This is a genomic window from Phormidium sp. CCY1219, assembly GCF_055795085.1.
On sequence record NZ_JAYFEQ010000479.1, the window covers coordinates 1 to 21,884 of the forward strand.

The following is a 21,884-nucleotide window of genomic DNA, read 5'->3' on the forward strand; positions in this document are numbered from 1 at the left end:
TAGGCTGGTCAGGTGGTTAGAAGTACAAGCCCCTGGCTTTAGACATGGGGTTGGTTTCTACGGAGTCCCTGACAGAACAGAGATTTTCCCAGACAAAAGGATGGGGAAATGCACAGCGATCGCCGTTTTATAGAGACGCCATTCAGAGGAGAGTCCAACTCCAGCGCCGAACCGCGTTGAAAGCACAGAAATCCCGATGGCTGCCCAATATTTCCACAGAAATTGGCGACGACTAAAGTCAAGGCACCGCCGGAAAATCCCCGTGGAGAATTGGATGGGAACAGGCAGTGGCGGGGAAAGATCTGGAAAACTAGAACCCCGCGAGTGCGCCCGATCCCAATTGCCCGGGGATAATGGGAGTTTCTGCATCATACCAAATCCGGCTGATATGGATCTAAAAGGGGCGAGAACCTCCCTCAGTGGCGAACCCCAGAATCCTCGCGGGGCTAAAAGCACCGAGCCGTGTTGCTTCGCCAACAAACGCTCCGCCATTCAAATGGATACCTTTGACAGGTTGATGCGCTTAGGAGATAACAAAAGAAAACGCCGAAGAATGTCCCCGAGCAGCCCACTCCAACAGCATCTTCCATGAAAGCGCTTTGCCAGGAGGGTCAAAATTGTCCGTCAGGGTTGGGGGAGATGAGGAGAAGAGATATGCAGCGGGGTAGGGGGAGGGAAAAATAAAAATACCCCTTCGCGAAATCGGCGATCGCGCTCGTCATTGGAGCCATCTTGCTGTGGAGCTAGGTGCAAAATCCCCCTAGGGGAAGGGGGCGAAAACTGGAAGTGGGGAGGCACAGCGGGATCGATCTAGGGGACTAGAGACAAAAGGGAAAACAGAGCGAGGGAGGCGATCGCTGGGGGAAACAAGCCGCTCGAAGGCGGATTGAACCCGAGCGATGGGTTCAGAAAACAGCACACAGACAAAAGAGCGGGGATGCGATCGCGCCGTTGGAGGATCGCGAGTAAAACAGAATCGCCAGATTAAAATCCTTCCTCGAGACAGAGCCGCCAGATAAGACGGTAGAGTGAGATTGCAGCATCGTTAAAATCGTGGGGCAAGGCGAATCGATTGAGACAAAAACAACTGAGACTCCCCCGGAGTAGAAAATGTGGCAAAACGCCGCAACGCTTGTGGGCCTTAACCCCGGTGAGATTCAAACGATTTTAAGGAGATTATTTGAGTGGCATGCAGGGAAATTTGAATGAAATCGACATCCGTAGCATCCTGCAACTCGTTGAGTTGGGGCAGCGAACCGGCGAACTGTTCGTAGAGGCATATGGGAGCCAGCCCACTGGCGCAGGGGGCTTGCGCGAGAGCGTGCGTGACAGCTTAGCCTATCGCCAACCCTACCGAGAGCGATCGCGCAGTGGCGAGCAATCCTGGTTTGTATTTTTCGCCAACGGGCAAATTATTTATGCCGCCGACACCGATACCAGTTTGTTGCGTCTGCGCGACTATCTGCGTCGCTACAACCTCGAAGAAGCATTAGATTCGATTGAAAACCCAGCGATTTCCGCCACCAACGCCTTAGAGTATGGGTATCTGTGGGCATTATTAGAAAACCACATCCTCACCCCCGCGCAAGGGCGCAGTATTATCCAAGGGATGGTGGGCGAAACCCTATTCGATCTGCTCAGCCTGCACCAAGGATCCTTTATTTTCGAGATGGGGCCAGCACTAGCGCCGCAATTAACCACCTTAGAAATAGGGCCATTAGTCACCAAAATTATGAAGCAGGTGCAAGAGTGGAAGCAGTTTCATCCCCACATTCAGTCTCCTTCCCAGTGCCCCATCATCTCCGACGCCGCGCAGATGCGCGAAGCCTTGCCCGAAAATACCTTTAACAATCTCAATCGGTGGGCCGACGGCAAAACCAACCTGCGTCAAATGTCGCGCTATTTAAACCGAGACATCTTAACCGTTGCCCGAGCCATCTACCCCTTCGTTCAGCTTGGATTAGTGCAATTATTCTATCCAGAATCCCAGGAAGGGGGAGGGTCTAACCCAGAATTGGGATTAGATTCGATCGCAAACATTCCGCGAGTCGTTTGTATTGAAGACGATCTCAGTGTTGGCAAAGCCGTAGAATCGATCCTCGCCCAACATGGTTACGAAGCCACCGCCCTGATGAATCCACTCAAAGCCCTTAGTTTGGTCTTCCAACTCAAACCCGACTTAATTCTGTGCGATATTACCATGCCGGAACTGGATGGGTATGAAATTTGCGCCATGCTGCGTCGCAGCAGCGCCTTTCGCCAAACACCAATCGTGATGCTCACCGGGAAAGATGGGTTTATCGATCGCGTGAAAGCCCGGATGGTAGGATCCACTGATTACTTGACCAAACCCTTCGGCGAGAGTGAACTATTAATGCTCGTGGAAAAATATATCGGTCCGGGCGATCCAGAGCATCCAGAACCGGATAGTTTATTAGCCGACGCTCTCGACGGAGAACTCTAGTGGGCGAGGAAATCGATCCGGTTTTTCCAGGTTGCATTTTCCACCACAGGGTAGTTCCATTAAATCTTCGGTGACTTAACAGACGATCGCGCGGTTGACGAGATAAACTATAATTAGCGCAAAACAAAACAGTCGGTACGTTCAAGACTGCCTTGAGCTCATCCCGATGAACCCAACTTGGTTGAGTCCCCAACCCAAATGCCGCTTGAGAACCCCAACCACTTCTTTTGAAGAAGGGTCTCTGGCTAGCCCCACCTCCCCGAACAGCACCCCTCTCTCAGCTCAAAAAATTAAGACCTTTGGCATGCATGGGTGGGGAAGGTGTTATTTTTAGGGGGAGAAGGTGTCAATCTTAAATAAGAGTAGTGCGTGACGCGACACCGCAAGGGGTGGCAAAATGGCCCGTAGGAATTCAATCCAGGTCAAGCATCTAAAGGTGCGTGACGCCAACCGCAATGGTTGGGAGAATGGCCTGTGGGGATTTGACCCGCGTCCCGCACCGACTTTGCGTTTGAAAACCGATCGGCGTCAACTGTGTTTAACACCCGTGAAATTTTGCGAACAATCCTCCCCAATACCGGATGGCATGACTTTGATGCAACATTGGATCCACCAAGCCCGCCGGCGTGCGATGGGTTCGGTTAAGATATTGACCCAGCTTTTCACCGAACGGAAGTTATGAGTACAGTTCTGGTTGTGGAAGACAGCGTCACGCAACGGGAGATGATCTCAAACCTACTAAAAGGGTGTGGGATAAGTGTTACCGTGGCGAGTGATGGTCTCGAAGCATTAGAAAGAATTCAGGATAATTGCCCCGATCTGGTTGTCCTCGATATTGTCATGCCTCGGATGAATGGGTACGAAGTCTGCCGGCGTCTCAAGGCGGATCCCAAAACGCAAAACGTGCCAGTCGTAATGTGTTCTTCAAAAGGCGAAGAATTCGATCGCTACTGGGGGATGAAACAAGGCGCTGATGCATATATTGCCAAACCGTTCCAACCCACTGAACTGGTGGGCACGGTCAAACAGCTATTAAGAAGGTAGGGTGTTGTAAATCATGGTGGGTAATCCGGACTTTTTAACAGGTGTGGGCCTGGAGCAGGCTCCGGAATTTCAAGAGTTAGAAAGCCCTGAAGGAGAGTTGCACCTTCGGTTTTACGTGCCTTCGGGAAATGAGTTTGCCTTGGGTGCCACAGGAATTCGCGAGGTCATTTCTCATTCTCCCGAACGGATTACGCCGATTCCAAACGTCTCGTCGTTACTGTTGGGCACGCTCAATATTCGGGGAAGAGTCATCTGGGTCGCAGATCTCGGTCAATTTCTCGGCGATCCAACCCCACTCAACACCGATCGCGCCGAAATTCCAGTCATTGCAGTGGAAGACCAAGAAACTATTCTAGGGTTAGCAGTGGACAAAATTGTCGGTATGGACTGGCTGGATGTGGAGCAGGTACGTCTTCCCACCAACGTTCCAGATAGCATGGCTCCTTTTCTTCGGGGTGAATGGGTATTACCAGACAAAAAAGAGCAATCGGACAAAAAAGAGCAACAGAAAGAACACGACGAACAGGACAAACAGAACCAACAGAACCAACAGAAAGAACAGAAAGAACGAATTCTCCGGCTGTTGGATCAGGTGGCAATTGTGCGATCGGCACGCTGGGCCGCATGAGGACCTTGATAGAGGGAGGTGGGCAATACGGTCCGCAGCGCATCCTCCGAAACCCCATTAACGGGCAACACAACAGCATTTTGAGCACAGACTAGGAAGGGGCGCACCACCCCGGCACGCACCGGCAGGAGGAGGCAAATGGCATCAAGCACAGATTATCAACAGGAGTACGAACAAGCATTAACGGCTTATACCGACAAAAATTATGAAGAAGCCGCCACAATCGTCAATCAGTTAGTCGAACATTTCCCCGAAGATCCCAGTGCCCGATTACTTGCCGGTCACATCTACTGCTATGGACTCCAAATGTATGATGTGGCACTCGAACAGTACCAAGGGGTGTTGAGCTTAACTGAAGATCCAGCTTTTATCGAGGGAGCCTCAGAAGGCATTGCCTATGCTGAGGAATACGCTACATCAGCTAGTTTTGACCCAGACTCCGATCTCGAAACTAGCGACAACTACCTGGATTTAGATGACAATCAGCTCGAACTCGAAGAACCCCAAGAAGATACAGCACTCTATGAAGACCTATCCGAGGAAATTTCAGACAGTTACTATGAAGACCTCTCGGAAGAAATAGACGAGGATCTTTCCGGTGCGCCAATCGATTCGGAAGCGTCAAGCTATAACGAAAGCTTGGCGCTGAGCCAAATGGATTTGGAGGAAAGCGACATCACCTCAACCCTCGAGGATCCCGACGCCGAAATGGCGATCGGGGACATGGAACTTGACGAGAATCCGTTCGACGCCAGTCTAGAGGACTTTGAGGAAGAAGAGGACAATCCTTTTGCCGAGGCAAGTACCTCTTTTAATGATAATGATGAGGACCTCGGGTCAGATACTCAAACCTTAGACTCACAACAAGATCCTTTTGCCATTGATGATGAGCAACTCCTGGCAGAAGTCGAAAACGCCAACTGGAGCGATCCGCTCGCCACAGACTTACCTGACTTTTTGCCCACAGATGATGAAATGCCAGATCTGGTCGGAGAGGGCGAATCCACGACTTCCGGAGAGTCGTCCCCTTTTGACAACCCAGAATCCGATATGGATTTTGTGGAGAGCGCCACACCGTTTGACGAATTTGATGACGCATTTGAAGATGATGCCTTTGATTTTGAAGAGTCAAGCGACGAGAACGGCAGCACTGAGGCAACTTTCGATGAGTCAAACGCTCCTGAAAGTTTAGCAGAAAACGATGAGGAGGAGCAGACCCAGTACGCCATTCCCTCCGAGAGCGAAGAATTCGACGATGTTGGCGCACAATTCGACGCTTATCCCGACGAGGGAGATTCGGGTGAGGATATTCCCTATGATTTTGACGAAGACTTCCCTCCCCACCCGCTTTCGGAAGAAGAAGAAACCCTCTTAATGGGAGCGCAGGAGCTAGAAAATAACCCAGAATTAGAGTCGGCCAATTCCTTTACTTCCAACCAATCCGCCGAGACAAACGGGATCGCAGAAGAAGAGGATTTTGAAGAGGGCTACGAGACCCAAACTTTCGTTGCCGAACCTTCGAGTAACGGCTTCAACGCTTCAGATAGCTTCGATATGGAGGATTTTGACGAAGTTGCGGCCTCCGATAGCGCTTTGCAATCCGTTGATGATGAAACCGCCAACGGCATGTCAGACTCGGCTGATGTGCAAGGTGGGGTGGATTTTTTGGATGAACTCGAAGATTTGGAAGATTTCGGAAATATTCCAGATTTTGACTTGTCGGAAGATACCACCGGATCCACCACCGGCGGATTCGGCATGAGCGGGAGCAATGCGGTTTTCCAAGACGTGGATGATAACTACGACATCGGCGAGGATACCGATGGTTCGATCATTCGAGACGATGAAATTTTCAGCATGGCCGGCAGTGCCGAACAGGTTCCGGTATTTACCCAGCCTGAAAGTGCCCCGGTTGAATCGACGGTGAATGCCGAACCCGGACTTTTTGGGTTTTTGGAAAATGCTTCGCTCTATAAGAAGCAACTGTGGATGAGTCTGATCGCGGGAGCGGTGTCGGCGATCGCGGCAGCTAGCGTGTCTTATGCCTTTGCGGCTAAACCAAGTTGGCCTCAACCAATCAAGGATCCGCTCATGGCTCTTGCCGCAGGCGGCGCGAGTATTGCAACCTGCCTCGGAATCGGTGCGGCTAGCTCTAAACAGATTCGTCGATCCACTGACGATCTGCATGCACAATTCGATGCCATGTCTCAGGGCAATCTTTCTACCCGAGCTACGGTGTATTCCGAAGATGAACTGGGCCTGTTGGCCAATAAATTTAACCAAATGGCTCGGATCATCTATACCACCACCTCTGAGGCGCAGCGCAAGGCTGAAGAACAAGAGCAAGCTAAGGAAGACTTGCAACGACAAGTGATTCGGTTGCTCGATGACGTGGAAGGTGCCGCTCGCGGGGATCTGACGGTGCAAGCTGAAGTGACGGCTGACGTGCTCGGTGCTGTTGCTGACTCGTTTAATCTGACGATTCAAAACCTGCGCGAAATCGTTCTGCAAGTGAAATTGGCGGCCCGACAAGTGACGAAAGGTGCTACGGATAGCGAATCGTTCGCAAGAAGTTTGTCTTCCGATGCTTTGCGCCAAGCTGAAGAACTGGCGGCGACTCTCAACTCCGTGCAGGTGATGACTGACTCGATCCAGCGGGTGGCCGATAGCGCTCGCGAGGCTGAAGAAGTGGCTCGCTCTGCATCCGCCACTGCTATGAAAGGGGGTGAAGCAGTAGAACAAACGGTGGCGGGGATTCTGGAAGTTCGAGAAACCGTAGCAGAAACTACGCGAAAAGTCAAGCGATTGGCGGAATCTACTCAGGAAATTTCTAAGATTGTGGCTCTCATCGCCCAAATTGCGGGCAGAACTAACTTGCTGGCACTCAATGCTAGTATTGAGGCGGCTCGCGCCGGTGAAGCGGGTCGGGGTTTTGCGATCGTTGCCGATGAGGTGCGCCAACTGGCAGACCGCTCTGCAAAAGCTTTGAAGGACATCGAACAAATCGTGATGCAAATTCAGAGCGAAACTGGCGGCGTGATGATGGCAATGGAAGAAGGCACCCAGCAGGTGATTGAAGGGACGAAGCGCGCCGAACAAGCTAAGCGGGCGCTGGAAAATATCATTCAAGTGACCAATCGCATTGACGTTCTGGTGCGCTCGATTACGGCGGATACGGTGGAACAAACGGAAACTTCCCGTGCTGTGGCTCAGGTGATGCAAGCGGTGGAATTGACCGCTCAAGAAACTTCTCAAGAAGCACAACGGGTGTCGGGTTCTTTGCAAAACTTGGTCGGCGTTGCTCGCGATTTGCTGACCTCGGTGGAACGGTTCCGGGTCGAAACTGTAGAGCGTCGCTAGGGCGATCGCAGACCTCCCCATCCCTGAAGTTCCCCCGCCACTTTCCCCGTCTCATGCAGCTATTACAAATCGCTCTGTGTAATGCTGCAACCTAAAACTGCCATTTTCTCCACCCCTCCGAAGGGTAAACTTTTTAAGTCCTTCGGACAAGTTTAGCTCACGGAAACCTGTTTTTTGGTGGTAAAAATAGAGGATTCCCGAACAATGACCTCCAAACTTTTGGCTCGCGAATCCTCCTAACTTCCCCCTGATATTTTAGCAACCAGAAACCCTGTAGGGCAAAATTTTCCCGTCCCGTCCGATCGCCACAAAAACTCGGCTGATTTTTAACCTACTGCCTCCCCGAACAATCTCTACACAACAAGCAAGGCAATCTGCCAAGCAAATTAATCTGTTGGGGCGCTTAAAACATCGGCGAAAACTGCTGTAAATGCCCCGAACAACCCTTAAGTAAACGAAGGGATTCAATAGGTAAACTCTCCATTTTTGTGGAGCAAAACTAGCCTGAAATCTTCACCTCGGCTACAGTTAGAGCGTTGCTGTCGTAGAAGTTATAAGCAAGGGTGCAAACCTTTGCAGTCGCATTTATTGGGGGAGCCGAGCCTCGTTAACGAGTTAAAAACCAATTAAAAGCCACCCCCATATAATTTTAGTATGAAAAATACCCTAATTTAGGGGGTAATGATAGAGCGAACTGGGAAGGGGGATTCAATAATTTAGAGGGGATAAATACTCACGGCGAGGGGAATTAGCAAAAACGATCGCAAGGGGGAAAACACAGGTTAGAGAATTCGTGAAAAATCGTATTAGAGAGGGTTCTGGCTGCTCCCGAGGAGTTGGGCGGTTGGGGAGAATCAAAAAATCTCAATGGGTACAGAAAATCGGTACAGAGAAAGGGTATTAGAGAGCCGATAGAAGGACACAGGCAGATTCTCTAAAGCTGAGGGGCGAGAGGCATTGAGGAACAGAGGGATGGCGGGATAGATAAGGAACACCCTACTGTTTGAAAGTGGCACGAGGAACTAAGAAGCGAGAACGATATGGGGAATTCCATGCCAGAATTTAGAGATGGGGCAAAGGAGGATGTCAAAAAGGTTATCCTATAAATAGAGCAGTATCAAGATATTGAAAAAGCGATCGCCTTGTCGCTGCGCTTTTATGCCTTCTCCCAGGGGGTACCAAGGGACTCAGGATCGAGAGCCAATCATCAACCAGCAAGAACCAACAACCCAGAACCGAGAACCCAGAACCCAGAACCCAGGACAAGGGATAAAGGACAAGGGACGACGGACTCAGGACGAGGAATGGGACAGACGCTATGCAGCCGGAACAACGAGAGCGAATAATGGGCTATTTTATTGAGGAGGCCGCCGACCACCTCAATACGATCCAACAAGGGTTGCAAAATCTGCAAGCTACGGTGGACAATCCAGAAGAGTTGGCGGAAGTTTTCCGTGCGGCGCACTCCATCAAAGGAGGGGCGGCGATGGTGGGACTTGGAAGCATTCAAAAAATAGCCCTCAAGCTAGAAGATAGCTTCAAAGTGCTGCAGGAAAGCCCGGTGCAAGTGGATCCACAGCTAGAATCCTTGTTTTTGCAGGTATTTGAAGCGCTGCAGGAAAGATTAGAAACAGCTAGCAGTGCCCCGGGGAGTCTGACCTCAGAAAATGGGGAAGAAAGCCGCTGTTCGAGCGAGGCAGAAACGATCGCCCTAGAAAAGCACCTGAAGGAACTCGCCAAGCAGGGAGGACAGCGAAAACGCCAACCTGCCAAGAGTGCAGCCCTTCCTCGTCCGGAGAAAAAAGAGGCAAATCAAGCGATGGCTTCCCGGCGCAGAGATAATGACGAAGAGAGTGCCAGACAACTCATTTTCAAAAGTGATGTTCCGAGACGACTACAAGAATTGTTGCATTTGTTCAAGTGTGAAGACACGGAGCAGATTCGGCAACAAATGCAAGAAATTTGCCGGAAACTGAGTCAAGCGGGGGAGCAATTCGATCTGCACTTGTGGTGCAACTTAATAGACAAAATATCGCGAGCGATCGCGAATCCCAACCATACCTATCACACCCTCGCGCCGATTGCGCTCGAGCAAATCAAACAAGCCAGAGAACTAATTTTATCCCGAAGGGAGAGTGAAATTACCATCGCTCCCGAACTAGAAGCGCTTGTTCCCTTGCAACCCGTGACATCATCTGAGTCAGTCATCCGAGAAGACCACCCCTATAGTTCCAACGTTTCTCCTATGTCTAATCACTCCTCCAAAGCCAATCGAAATAAAGAAACATCCGAGAGCTTAAATCACCCCACCAGTGCCGCTGAGTTCTCGGAAAAAACGGCAAATACAGCTCGCGAAAAACAGCATCCCAAGTCAAGCGAACATTCAGGACCAGAAGTGGGAGCGGCAGAACTCAATAGTCTTGCGGACTTATTTGAAGGAGAATCCTCTTACTTCGAGGAAACCGAGTGGCAAGAAGCATCAGCCGAAGGCGAGAATGATTCTGCCCATGTCGAGGAAGCCAACGCCTGGGATTTAGCCGAGCTGACCCAAAGCGATGATTTTGAAGACTTGCTGTTTGACTCTGCGGAGATCGATTCTTCAGAAGTTTCGGGACTTCCCGACGATGATTTGGCCTTACTGTTTGGCTCCACCGAGTTTGGGGATTTGAGCGAACCCTTCGATGGGGGGGGTGAAAGCGAAAATGGGGAGCAGCTCGAAACCTTAGAGACGAGCGAAGATAACCTTGATGACCTCGGAGATTTATTCCAGGAAGAGGCTACCGAAGAACTGCAAGAACCGGATTTAGGAGAAGACTTGTGGGTTGAATCCAACGCCGGGAAGGCAGCAGATATGGCGGCAAAAGAAAAATCGGCGGGTGGAGCGGGCGATCGCAACAGATCCGCAGCTAAAGGAGCAGCTCAATCCAACCTAAACTCAGAAGATTCGGACTTTAGCGATCTGCTTGAAATTACAGGCTCTGACGAGAGCAACTCCGATGCAGCGACAGAGGATAACCTTGGTTTAGAACTCGACGCTGTGGGGGTTCTCGACGAGTTAGAAAACCTATTTCCCTTGGATACAACCGAAACGGAAGGGGACGCCGGAACCCTCCCATCGGCATCGCAAACCCCAGCGGAGCCAAACGCTGAAGAAGAAGAACTGTTTGCCGAGTCCATAGAAGACAGTGCCGATTTTGCATCATCCCTCGACAATGATTTTGCCGATTTATTTGAGACAGAATCGAGGGATACCGCAAGGCAGTCAGGGGAAGCTGCTGGAGCCGCCCGAACCCCGGCCAAGGACGAGGAGGATTGGCTCAATTTCGACTCAGAGGACATAGAAGAAAATTCTGGCGATGAAGTTTTTGAGGCGCTCGGTGGGTTATTTGAAGACATAAATTCCACAGGGATGGCACAGATAGAAGAGCAAGACTCGGATCTTGCCTCTGAGTCAGACTTGTTTGAGCTAGAAACACTCTCCGATTCTGGCTCGATGGAAAACATGGAACAGAAAGCGGATTTTTATGAAAACTTAGAGGAACTCTTCGAGCTGCCCAGTGAAGAAGAGAGCGCGGCGGACGGGGATGATAGTTCTTGGCTGACGATGTTCGATGAGGGCAATTCTGCGGGTGGAGAGTTGGTGGAACCTGCGGAAACAGACACCGATTTCGAGGAGTTGTTTGCCTCAAGCGATGAGGTCACTGCACGGGAGGAGCCTACAGGAGTGTCGCCTTCTGCTGAACCGATGGGAGCCATAGAGCGGGAGGACAGCGACGGGAGTTCAGCCAAGGCTGATGTGGGTGCTCCTAAGTATTTCGAGTTAGAGGCCCTATTGGAACTCGGCAGCCCGAAGGGGAGTTTTGCGGAACTCGAAGCGTTGTTGAGCCTTGCCCCAGAAGGCACAGACGGGAAAGAAGCGGAAGCGCAACAGCAACAGGACGTTCATCCGGTTGATTCTGGGCTTGCCCAGGGGGCGAAATCCTCCTCGGTGGATAGTGCTTCTCATGGTAAAGGAGAAGGCGGCCCTGCGCCGGGGAAAGCCGGGGATGATTTTGCCGATATGGAAGAATTGATTGCCCATGCAGATATCGGCCATCCATCTGCTGGGGGACGGATGACCACGCGCCGGAGTAGCTTTGAGCAGACGATGCGGGTGCCAGTGCGGCAGTTGGACAACCTGAGCAATTTGGTTGGGGAACTGGTGGTCAACCGCAACAGTATCGAACAGAATTCCGAGCGGATGCGGCAGTTTTTGGATAATTTGCTGCATCAGGTGTCTCAGCTAACGGATGTGGGGCAGCGGATGCAGGATTTGTACGAGCGATCGCTGCTGGAAATTTCCCTGTTGGCTTCGCGGCAAAACTATCATTTTATGGCCGGGGTCAGCGAAGGGCAGGGGAACGGTTCTGATGAGAATTGGAGTGCGTTAGAAATGGATCGGTTTACGCCGTTCCATACCTTGTCGCAAGATATTTTGGAGTTGATTGTCCGGGTGCGCGAGTCGTCGTCGGATATCGAGTTTTTGGTGGATGAAACCGAACAGGTAACGCGACAACTGCGGCAGATCACGACCCAGCTACAAGAAGGACTGACGCGAGCGCGCATGGTGCCGTTTTCCAATACTGCCGATCGCCTGCCACGGGGGGTGCGCGATAATGCGATTAAGTTTGGCAAAAAGGTGGAGCTGAAGGTGGAAGGTCGCGAAACCTTGATTGACAAGATGATTCTCGAGCAGCTCACCGATCCGATGACTCATTTGGTGAACAATGCGATCGCCCACGGCATCGAAGCACCGAATGAGCGCACCAAGAAGGGCAAGCCGGCGATGGGCCGAATTACGATTCGCGCGTTCCACCAGGGAAACCAAACGGTGATTTCGGTCTCGGATGATGGGGCGGGAATTGATTCGGAGAGGGTGAAGGCGAAGGCGCTGCAAAAGGGCTTGATTACTCCAGAGCAGGCGAAGAGTATGTCGCGTCTGGATGTGTATGACCTGCTGTTTATGGCGGGATTTAGTACGCGCGATCGGGCTGACGATTTGGCGGGTCGCGGTGTGGGCATGGATGTGGTTCGCACCAAGTTGAGCGAAATCCGGGGTGTGGTCAATATCGATTCGAATCAGGGCAAGGGAACGACGTTTACGATTCGGTTGCCCCTGACGTTGAGTATTTCAAAAGCGCTTTGTTGCATTAGCGATCGCGCCCGGATTGCTTTCCCGATGGATGGGGTGGAAGATATGCTCGATGTGCCGCGCGATCGCATTCAGGTGAAGGACGACGGGCAAATGTTTATTCCCTGGCGCGATACGAGTTTGCCGTTTCGTCATTTGCGCGAACTGTTGGAGTACAATCGCCATCTCGGTCGCGGTGGGGTCTATGGTACCAATGCGGAAGAGGATATCATTTCTGTGGTGGTGCTGCGATCGGCAGGCAACTTCCTGGCGCTTCAGGTGGATCAGGTCTTGGGCGAACAGGAAATCGTGATTAAACAGCTCGAAGGTCCAGTGCCCAAACCGGTGGGAATTGCCGGGGCTACGGTGATGGGGGATGGCCGCATTGTGGCGATCGGGGATGTTTTGGAACTGATCGATTTGGCCGCCGGACGTCTGCGCCGAGAAGGTGTGGGAACCTTGTGGGATGAAGACGAGGAAGCAATGACCACGAGCAACGAACAGGTTGTGGAAACCCTCGCCGAACCCACGGTGTTGATTGTGGATGATTCGATTACGGTGCGCGAACTGCTCTCGATGACCTTCAATAAGGCGGGGTATCGCGTGGAACAAGCTCGTGACGGTCAGGAGGCTTGGGAAAAAATGCGATCGGGTCTGCCTTGCGATCTGGTTTTCTGCGATATCGAGATGCCCCGAATGGATGGTTTGGAACTGCTTTCGCGGATGCAGAAGGATCCGCAACTGCAAAGCAAGCCGATCGCGATGCTCACCTCTCGCGGTGCGGATAAACATCGCCAGATGGCCGTTCAAATGGGAGCAAGCGGCTATTTCACGAAACCCTATCTGGAAGAGTCTTTGCTCGAAGCCGCCGGACGAATGCTCAAAGGCGAAAAACTCGTCTCTCTCAAGGCCGAAGCATAATCCGATCCCATTCAAAAAAGTCAAGCCTCAAGCAAACAACTTGAGGCTTGACTTTTGGTATTTTTTAGAGTAAAATAGTACCCCGCACCCTGGGAGGGTATCGTAAACCCACAATCAAGCCTCTACCTAGGTTCTTTTTATCGGCAATCGTGGGGACAGCATATCATATTATTCCGGTCGATCGCTCATAAAAACAGAGAATTGAAATCGCGCCGAACAGCCACTCCTCCGCTTAAACCCACTCATTTTTTTACGTCTATTATTCCTACAAACCGGATACCGAACCTTACAGAAAAAAGCAAAAAAGCAGCAGTTAAAACCTGCTGCTCTTTTCATTCTACTCCGGGAGTCAATCTACCCTTCAAAATCTTCAAGCGACTTCAGAATGTGGCTGCTCCTCGTGTTCGACTCTAAACACATTCGCATAGAGATTCGCCACAATTTGCTTACCTTGTTGGGTCAAATTCAAATACTGGGTCGCTTGAGAAATAAAGGGAAACACACCATTCCAATAAAATTTGGGGTAATTTTTCCGTAAATCTCCCGGATTGCGATAGCCTAACTTTTGGTTAGCACCGGTTTCTTCAAACTCATAAAATAAAGCGCCAATTTTTTGCAAATAGCGCGGGTCGCTGAGTTGTCCGATCAAGTCGGCGGCGCGAACCATGCCAGGATAGTGGAAGGTATCGTTGTGATCTTCATCCGCCGGGACGGGAAAGCGGGTGAGTTCGATATTGCGCTTAATAACTTCCGCGTCAATCAGCTTGTGTCCGCCAAAGCGTTCTTGAATAAACAGTTTGCCCCGATCCACATGATAGGGAGTCAGGCTGGCATCAGTGGCTCCAAAGGCAATCGAAACTCTCATGCCGTCTTTCCCCGTGGCATATAATCGTTCGCTGTCTATATCGTGCCTACAGACACCTTTAACATAGCCGATGTCATGGCACAACAAAGAAATGATGTAATGCAACCAATCTTCGCAAGAAACACCTCCTTCGCGAATATGCTTACCGCGCAGAATTTCTTGACCCACTAAGGTGACTAAAATCGTGTGTTCGACGTTATGATAAAGGGCATCGCTGTTGGCAATGTTTTCCAGGGCCATGCCACCCGCCCAGGCAATAATTTCTGCATAGTTGGGCTTGTAACCACCATAGGTGCGGTGGTAGCCTTCTTGTAGACGTTCTACGAAAGCGTCAATTAGCAGTGCTGTGGAATTAAACATCTTGAACTATTTTGCGTCAACCTAAACCTTAAGTTTATTGGCCGATATTCGACCGCTCTTTGCCAGCTACAGTAGCCAGCACTCTCCGCAATTGCTTTCAGTAAACCGCTAAGTCTGAAAGTCAATCAATCGGTTTGAGGAGGGGAAACCCCACTTGTGGGTCACACCCCTCTTTTTTGACAGTTTCCAGAGAGCTAAGCAGCTCTCTGACAACATCAATGATGGTTGCATTGTTTCAGAGAGCTTAAGAGTTTGTCTAAATAACTTCATTATGAATCGATTTGACCGAGATGGATGTGATTGAGGTCAATTAATGCTTGTGATGTTTTGGATACCACCACCCCCCCCTTGAGGGGATTCAATTGCGATCGCTTCTGGTACGCGCCTCTCGTCCGGGAAGGAATTCCGCCAGGGAATCTGTCAAAAAATCTTGACATTGCCAACCTTTTTGACGATCGCCTCGCGCCCCTACACTAAAGCCTCGTCATTTAATTCCTGCCTGAGTACCAACCAAGAACACGGCCAACCAATTAGCCGGGTTCGCCGTGGCATCACGCCCACTGCCTTGCTCTTGCAGGTATTGCTTCGTTCTGTGCCCAACGGGCAAGGGCAATCTGCGGTGAAAACTGTCTCAAATTTAGGAGACTCCAGGGATCCGCCTCGCCCAGATCCACCGGAAATGCGGCAAAGGGACTCCCGTCAGACTTCTTATGGAGACCTGGATTTATCGCATCTTTGCGGGAGGGGAATTGCCACCTCCAACAAGGGTTTTACTTTCCCGTCCGCCTGCATGTGGAAAAAGCGAGGGTGACGTTTTGCTCTCGTCTCCCCCCAACCCCCCGATGAATTGGAGGGCGCAGATGTGAGATGAAATCCACCTCCGCCCTGCGCCGCCCACCCTCTGCATTCCTGACCCCAATCTTCACCGGGAAGAACCACCCATACTAAATTCCCGGCAACCTTTCCTTCCGTATGGAGGAGAGGAATTGCCGGGATAGAGCGCACCCCTGTGATAGGTTATCCACTGCCAAAAGATGCGGGATGAGAAAACCTGGACTCCAGCGGTGACGATCCGCAGCGAAGCACTTTAGCTCGATAGGAGACAAAGGTAATGGCCGCCAAAATTCCCGCCACACCGGTGAGAATTTTTAATAAAGTCGTCATGGTTCCAAAAATCCACAGGGTGGGCAGTAAACTGGGGGTGGCAACTTCCGCCCACACCGAGAAAACCCACATCGTTAAGGTGGCGAGCAGCAACAACAGGGTTAGCAAAATCCAGCCGATCGCCCGGGTTTCTAACGAAGCGACTCCCTCTGCATGTTCGGAGAATGCGCGGGGGGTTGGCGGTTGGGGATTTAATTTCACGGGAATGGCACTTGCTTTCATAAAAAAATCCTATTCGCGGAAAAACAATGATTGAGTTAACGCTCGACGATCGCCTGGTTTAGTCCGAGGGTGGGGTTCTCGGTTTGATTTCGCCTCATGTGGAGCATCAATCAGCCCAAATGACTGTGACTCCCTCAATCCCTATGGAGATTTTTTCCCACTGTGTCGGTGCGATCGCTTTTCAGGAAAACTAACTTTCTCGGGCACATGAGCCGCCTGACAAGAGATTGCCCACCCCACAATCTCCCCGAAGCGATCGCCAAAGGCATGGCATAGCTCACACAAGGAGCGCTCCGTCCCGAGTTCTCAAACCGGGAGATATTTTCCCGAAACTCAGACCGCCCATATTGGCAACTTGTGGTTCGCTCGGCTTTCCCTCAAGTTTTTCATCGATTAAATCGACCCTCTTCTACCCCGGGAGCCAATTTAATCAAAATCGATTGAGCTATTTACTATATTGTTCCGCGTTTTGCGCTTTTTAATCCCTCATCAGACAGAGATTAAATTGATGTTCCACTATGAACGAGATGTAGAAAACTCGACCCACGCGGCTATCCCTCAAATATAAAAAATTGTAACATTTTAATAAGTAAAATAACAGGAGCAGGAAAAGGGGTAATTTTTGAGCAAAATGCACCATCCAAGCCTCTGAAGGCGGTCATTTCGCCCTCGAAATCCCTGCTTTCTCAGAGCAAGCCTCATCTGATGTCCGGTCAAACGCCCCTAACACGGGGGCGATTGAAATCGCGCCAAGGCTTTTCGGGGGATGAACGGAGTCGAACCCTCCTCCGCCTACGCGGAGTCAATCTTTTTTACATCTATTCCTCAGCCCAGGATATCAAGCAAAATGCAAGATCCATGACATAATGTGGCGAAAAAGTTTACCCCCGAAACTGTCCTTTGGGGCGTACACATTCTCGGACAACTCTATCTTTGGAGGTAAATTTAAAGCACCAAACAGCACTTGGGCGCTATATTATCAGATCCGGTAGAGACCCTAACACTGGAGGGGGATAAAATCGGAAAGGGCATGGCGAAACCGATGGGTTTGGAGGCGAAGCGAGGGGAGATGGCGAGGAAAAAACACCCCTGCAAAACCACAAAAGTTTTCGGGACAAAAAACTTATCGGTCCGGGTGATATTGGGTTAATTTTTCTTGATAAACTGCTTCTACGCGGGAGATCGCCTTAGTGCGATCGCCTTCTCCCACATCCCGGAATGAAGGCCACACCGGCATGAGTTCTAGCACCGCAAAGTGAATCAAACCGGCTTCAATATCCGCTAAAACCCCATATTCTTCCAGCATGGCGATCGCGGCGCGGTCTTGATTTGCCGGAGAAAAATCCTTGGCACCGATTCTTTTCGCCAGTCTATCCCAACTGGTGCTGAGAAACTGGTATCGACCGGCAGCATCGGAACAGAGTCTTTGCCCGTAGCGCCACCCACATTTGATTTCGCGCGGATGATCCGCAAAACTCGAAAATGTGGTGCCGGTAAATTGCATTCGATAGGCATCGGGTCCGGCGGTGCCTTCTGCCCAGGCAATGGTATCGAGAAAAGCCTTCACATACGCCTGTTTTAACGCCGCAATTCGAGCGGATCCCTGTGGTGGGGATAAAGCATCCCCCGGGGCATCGGATGCGCGTCTTTCCCGCTTGGATGGGGTGGATTCTTCTGGAGAAATATGGCGCGAAACGGTGAGACTCAACCCGCCCAAGCAGAGGAGGAAACCCAACCACATGCCAAAAATCTGGCGGTTTGAGCGTTTATGAGGCGATCGCCTCCAGGCGGTGGGAGAAGAGGAGAGGTACTTTTGCAGGAAAATCGCCGCCGCCGATCGCCAGGAATTGGGCGATCGCCGCCGTTTTACCTTGGGCCAACGATGTAAAGCAATGTTCATCGGCACTGCCCTGATTTGATAAGCAAATCCAAACAAGGATTTCAAGGTCCCCAACCGTCGCGCTGCCTTTTTGGGGGGAATTCCGCGCGCGGCGATCGCCTGAGCATATCTTTGCACGTCAGCTAAGGTCACGGTTCCCAACGGTTTGCCCACAAAGCGCAGAAACTCTTTCACCAACCGCCACGCCCATCGCCGTTGGTGGGGGGCTTTTTGCTGCACCCACAACTGAATTAACTCGGTATCGGAATAACCGATGCGAGAGTCTTCTACTAATAATTGATCCTGATTCATTGCTACATTTGAGTGACTGAGTGCTGACGACGTTCGAGAGGGTTTCCTCCCTGACGAGGGCCAGGGATTCGGTTGATGCGCCAGGGCATCTCATGGAGAAAGCCGAACCCAATTCCCGCGCGCAGAGTTGACCCGAATCGCTTTTCCCTGGAAATCTCTTTCCAGCATACGACATCCACGACAATGGAAAGCTTTCCGAAGGCGATCGCGGCCTCAATCGAGGTTTTTCACGCCCATCTATTTTCCCATAATCGGTGGCCATCGAGCCTGGGGAAAATCGATCCCTCTCCATCAGTATGCGCGCTCTCCCCCCAAAAAAACCAGCCTAGGGGTAGAATTGCCAGTGCTTTTTTCTCTCTCCAAGGTTGAGTCTGTACTCAATTGCCGACTCTCCCGAATGAGAAACCTGCATTAATTTTAATCACTCTGATTGATTTTTATCATAATTTTTATGAATTAACTTGTGGTTCAAAGGAAAAAAAATAGTGGTACAATATCTTGAGGCATTTTCTGTCTCGAAAAACCCATACACCGCGATCGCCGCGTTTTTTGTCTTGCCAAATCACTGCTTCTGCATCCACTCTCCTCTGAGGGCAGTGGCGGAAAATCTCAGCAAGGAACGGCAAAAACCACCCAGACAAATCCCCCGGAGAGTGCAACCGGTTGCCAGGGACAAACCCAATTCGGAATAACTCACCCCCAAACGCGCCATTTCTAAGCGATAATATTAGATCGGAAAGAATCAGCAGCCGCTTAGGAACTCGATGAGCATCTTCACATTACAATCCGTTAAAAAAGACTTTGGCATAAAAGAAATTCTCCGAGATGCCAATTTTAGCCTGGATGCCCGGGATAAAGTCGGCGTCATCGGCACCAATGGTTCGGGGAAATCTACTTTATTAAAAATGATTGCGGGATTAGAACCCATCGACGGTGGGGAACTGATAGTCAATTCTAATGCCCGAATCGTGTACTTACCTCAGCAACCGGATCTAGATGAAAACCACACAGTTTTAGAACAGGTTTTTGCAGATAGCGGCGATCGCATGGCATTAGTGCGCGAATACGAACAGCTCAGTCATCAAATCGCTCGCGATCCGGAGAATCGTCAACTGCTGGCGCGTCTTTCCGATGTGATGCAGCAAATGGAGGCAAAAAATGCCTGGGAACTGGAAACGAACGCGAAAATTATTCTCAGCAAACTGGGCATTGATGACTTTGATGCGCCGATCCGCAGTCTCTCCGGCGGATATCGCAAGCGCATTGCCCTGGCGGCGGCATTGCTTCGCGATCCGGATGTGTTGCTGATGGATGAACCCACCAACCATCTAGATGCAATTTCTGTCGAGTGGTTGCAAAGTTATTTAAACAGCTTTCGCGGCGCGATTTTATTAATTACCCACGATCGCTATTTTCTCGATCGGGTTACGAATCGAATTATTGAAATTGACCGAGGCGATCTCTACGCCTACGAAGGCAACTATGCATATTACCTCGAGAAAAAAGCTTTAGCCGAATCCGCCGCCGTCAGTCAAGAGCGCAAGCATCAAGGGGTATTGCGCCGGGAATTAGAATGGCTCAAACGCGGACCGAAAGCGCGCAGTACCAAGCAAAAAGCCCGCATCGATCGCATCGCAGACATGCAGGAACGGGAGTTCAAACAAGCCCTGGGAAAAGTCGAAATTTCTACCGCTAGTCGGCGAATTGGCAAGAAAGTTATCGAACTGGAAAACTTATCTAAATCCTACGGCGATCGGGCGATCGTCAAAGACTTTACCTACAGATTCAACCCCGACGATCGCATCGGTATAATTGGCAAAAACGGGGCGGGAAAATCCACTTTACTCGATTTGATTACCGCACGCCTCGAACCAGACGCGGGAACTGTAGACATTGGCGCAACCATTCACATCGGCTATTTCGATCAGCATTCGGACGATTTATTAGCCGCCCTCAACGAAAATCAGCGCGTCATTGACTATCTCAAAGAAGAAGGCGAATATGTCACTACCGCCGACGGTACCAAAATTAGTGCTTCGCAAATGCTCGAGCGGTTTCTGTTTCCGCCCAATCAACAATATTTACCCCTTCACAAACTCTCTGGCGGCGAAAAACGACGCTTATTTTTGCTGCGCGTGCTGATGAGTGCCCCAAATGTGCTGATTCTCGACGAACCCACCAACGATTTGGACGTGCAAACCTTATCGATTCTGGAAGATTATCTAGAAGAATTTAACGGCTGCGTTATTGTGGTTTCCCACGATCGCTATTTCCTCGATCGCACCGTCAATACCATTTTTGCCTTAGAAGAGGGCGGAATTTTGCGCCAGTACCCCGGCAACTATTCGGTTTATCTGGAGTTCAAAACTGCCGAGGAAGTGGAAGCGGCGCGACAAGCTACGGCTGAACCGGAGAAAAAAGAAACCAAATCCAAAAATACATCCTGGAAATCCCAGCGCATGACTTGGGATAAGAACCAAAATCGCAAGTTATCTTCCAAAGAAAAGCGGGAATACGAGCAATTGGAACTTAAAATTGTGGAGATGGAAGCGGAAAAAGCCGAACTGGAAAAAGCGCTTTATAATGCACCGCCTGGATCGGTGAGCGAAGTGCAAAAACTGCACGCGCAAATGGAATCGATTGGCGAGGCGATCGAGGCGGCGACGGAACGCTGGATGGAACTGGCAGAAATTGATGCCGCATCGGCGAGTTAATCTCTGTCTCTCGGCTGGTAAACTCGTTTCCAGGTTTCGCCGCCTGGAAACGATTGGCACGCGCTATACTACAATCGAATAGAAATCAATCAGTTTCTCCTAACGAGGGCGTTTCTACCCAATTGATTATGAGTTTGAGTTGCAATCAACTTTTGGAAAAACACCGTCAACTGTGGCATGAAGCGACGGTGCATCCATTTTTAACCCAGTGCCAACAAGGAACCATCAAAGCCGAACAATTCAATACTTGGTTGGTGCAAGATTATCAGTTTGTACTAGAATTTACCCGGATGCTGGCCCGGATTGTCGCGATCGCCCCACAGTCGGATTTCGATATTCTCTTGTCGGGATTGAGTGCGATAAAAGATGAGCTAAACTGGTTTCAAGCCAAAGCATCGGAGCGATCGCTCTATTTGGATGTCCCCAAACAACCCACCTGCGCCGAATATTGCGACTACATGCACAGTCTCGCCCTGTCACCTTATCCAGTGCAATCCACTGCATTGTGGGGGATAGAATTCGCGTACAATCAAGGATGGCAATTGCCAGGAACAATGCCGGCACCCTACAGCGAATTTGCCGATCGCTGGGGCAATCCCGGGTTTACGGAGTACGTGAAACAATTAGAACGCCTTGCCGATATTTCCCTAGAAACTGCCTCGGAAACCATTCAAGAGCAAGCGGAAGAAGCGTTTGTCACGGTGGCAAAGTTGGAAAAAGATTTTTGGCAAATGGCGTTTAATTCGGCACAGTAGCAGTCTAAAAATATCCGACTCCTTTA

General features: G+C 50.6%; 12 protein-coding genes and 1 pseudogene. 10 read left to right on the forward strand and 3 right to left on the reverse strand.

The window, feature by feature from the left end; genetic code table 11:
• Positions 1-44 precede the first annotated feature (44 nt).
• From AC0QH1_RS12150 to AC0QH1_RS12180, 7 genes and pseudogenes are all read left to right on the forward strand, one after another.
• The gene (locus AC0QH1_RS12150; RefSeq protein WP_324631386.1) at positions 45-236 is read left to right on the forward strand and encodes a hypothetical protein; all 192 of its coding nucleotides are present in this window, start codon (positions 45-47) and stop codon (positions 234-236) included.
• Positions 237-1,189: 953 nt separating this feature from the next.
• On the forward strand, positions 1,190-2,464 hold the full coding sequence (locus tag AC0QH1_RS12155) for a response regulator (RefSeq protein ID WP_324631434.1): 1,275 nt from the start codon (positions 1,190-1,192) through the stop codon (positions 2,462-2,464).
• 436 nt (positions 2,465-2,900) lie between these two features.
• The gene (locus tag AC0QH1_RS12160; protein WP_324631387.1) at positions 2,901-3,146 is read left to right on the forward strand and encodes a hypothetical protein; all 246 of its coding nucleotides are present in this window, start codon (positions 2,901-2,903) and stop codon (positions 3,144-3,146) included.
• Complete coding sequence (locus AC0QH1_RS12165; protein WP_324631388.1) at positions 3,143-3,508, forward strand: response regulator transcription factor; 366 nt, start codon at positions 3,143-3,145, stop codon at positions 3,506-3,508. The genes AC0QH1_RS12160 and AC0QH1_RS12165 overlap by 4 nt, the downstream gene beginning before the upstream one ends.
• Positions 3,509-3,521: 13 nt before the next feature.
• On the forward strand, positions 3,522-4,136 hold the full coding sequence (locus AC0QH1_RS12170; protein WP_324631389.1) for a chemotaxis protein CheW: 615 nt from the start codon (positions 3,522-3,524) through the stop codon (positions 4,134-4,136).
• A 138-nt stretch (positions 4,137-4,274) separates the two neighbouring features.
• Positions 4,275-7,496, forward strand: a complete 3,222-nt coding sequence (locus AC0QH1_RS12175) for a methyl-accepting chemotaxis protein (RefSeq protein WP_324631390.1) — start codon at positions 4,275-4,277, stop codon at positions 7,494-7,496.
• A gap of 1,354 nt (positions 7,497-8,850) precedes the next feature.
• Positions 8,851-13,587: pseudogene (locus tag AC0QH1_RS12180) on the forward strand (hybrid sensor histidine kinase/response regulator); the annotation flags it as partial.
• 370 nt (positions 13,588-13,957) lie between these two features.
• Here the strand turns inward: AC0QH1_RS12180 and AC0QH1_RS12185 are convergent.
• From AC0QH1_RS12185 to AC0QH1_RS12195, 3 genes are all read right to left on the reverse strand, one after another.
• Positions 13,958-14,812, reverse strand: a complete 855-nt coding sequence (locus tag AC0QH1_RS12185) for an Npun_R2479 family HD domain-containing metalloprotein (RefSeq protein WP_324631393.1) — start codon at positions 14,810-14,812, stop codon at positions 13,958-13,960.
• Positions 14,813-15,829: 1,017 nt separating this feature from the next.
• The gene (locus tag AC0QH1_RS12190) at positions 15,830-16,198 is read right to left on the reverse strand and encodes a hypothetical protein (RefSeq protein WP_324631394.1); all 369 of its coding nucleotides are present in this window, start codon (positions 16,196-16,198) and stop codon (positions 15,830-15,832) included.
• Between the two features lie 1,123 nt (positions 16,199-17,321).
• Complete coding sequence (locus tag AC0QH1_RS12195) at positions 17,322-18,389, reverse strand: glycoside hydrolase family 24 (protein ID WP_324631395.1); 1,068 nt, start codon at positions 18,387-18,389, stop codon at positions 17,322-17,324.
• 485 nt (positions 18,390-18,874) lie between these two features.
• On the opposite strand from AC0QH1_RS12195, the gene AC0QH1_RS12200 reads away from it, so the two are divergent.
• From AC0QH1_RS12200 to AC0QH1_RS12210, 3 genes are all read left to right on the forward strand, one after another.
• Positions 18,875-19,081: a hypothetical protein gene (locus AC0QH1_RS12200; RefSeq protein WP_324631396.1), complete on the forward strand. Its 207-nt coding sequence runs from the start codon at positions 18,875-18,877 to the stop codon at positions 19,079-19,081.
• A gap of 72 nt (positions 19,082-19,153) precedes the next feature.
• On the forward strand, positions 19,154-21,103 hold the full coding sequence (locus AC0QH1_RS12205; protein WP_324631398.1) for an ABC-F family ATP-binding cassette domain-containing protein: 1,950 nt from the start codon (positions 19,154-19,156) through the stop codon (positions 21,101-21,103).
• Positions 21,104-21,231: 128 nt separating this feature from the next.
• Positions 21,232-21,858 carry a thiaminase II/PqqC family protein gene (locus AC0QH1_RS12210; RefSeq protein WP_324631399.1) on the forward strand — a complete coding sequence of 209 codons (627 nt, stop codon included), beginning with the start codon at positions 21,232-21,234 and terminating at the stop codon, positions 21,856-21,858.
• The last annotated feature ends 26 nt before the right edge of the window (positions 21,859-21,884 follow it).

Coding starts and splice junctions, on each gene's coding strand:
- AC0QH1_RS12150 (WP_324631386.1), top strand. CDS start 45: ATGGGGTTGGTTTCTACGGAGTCCCTGACAGAACAGAGATTTTCCCAG.
- AC0QH1_RS12155 (WP_324631434.1), top strand. CDS start 1,190: ATGCAGGGAAATTTGAATGAAATCGACATCCGTAGCATCCTGCAACTC.
- AC0QH1_RS12165 (WP_324631388.1), top strand. CDS start 3,143: ATGAGTACAGTTCTGGTTGTGGAAGACAGCGTCACGCAACGGGAGATG.
- AC0QH1_RS12170 (WP_324631389.1), top strand. CDS start 3,522: ATGGTGGGTAATCCGGACTTTTTAACAGGTGTGGGCCTGGAGCAGGCT.
- AC0QH1_RS12175 (WP_324631390.1), top strand. CDS start 4,275: ATGGCATCAAGCACAGATTATCAACAGGAGTACGAACAAGCATTAACG.
- AC0QH1_RS12185 (WP_324631393.1), bottom strand. CDS start 14,812: ATGTTTAATTCCACAGCACTGCTAATTGACGCTTTCGTAGAACGTCTA.
- AC0QH1_RS12190 (WP_324631394.1), bottom strand. CDS start 16,198: ATGAAAGCAAGTGCCATTCCCGTGAAATTAAATCCCCAACCGCCAACC.
- AC0QH1_RS12195 (WP_324631395.1), bottom strand. CDS start 18,389: ATGAATCAGGATCAATTATTAGTAGAAGACTCTCGCATCGGTTATTCC.
- AC0QH1_RS12205 (WP_324631398.1), top strand. CDS start 19,154: ATGAGCATCTTCACATTACAATCCGTTAAAAAAGACTTTGGCATAAAA.
- AC0QH1_RS12210 (WP_324631399.1), top strand. CDS start 21,232: ATGAGTTTGAGTTGCAATCAACTTTTGGAAAAACACCGTCAACTGTGG.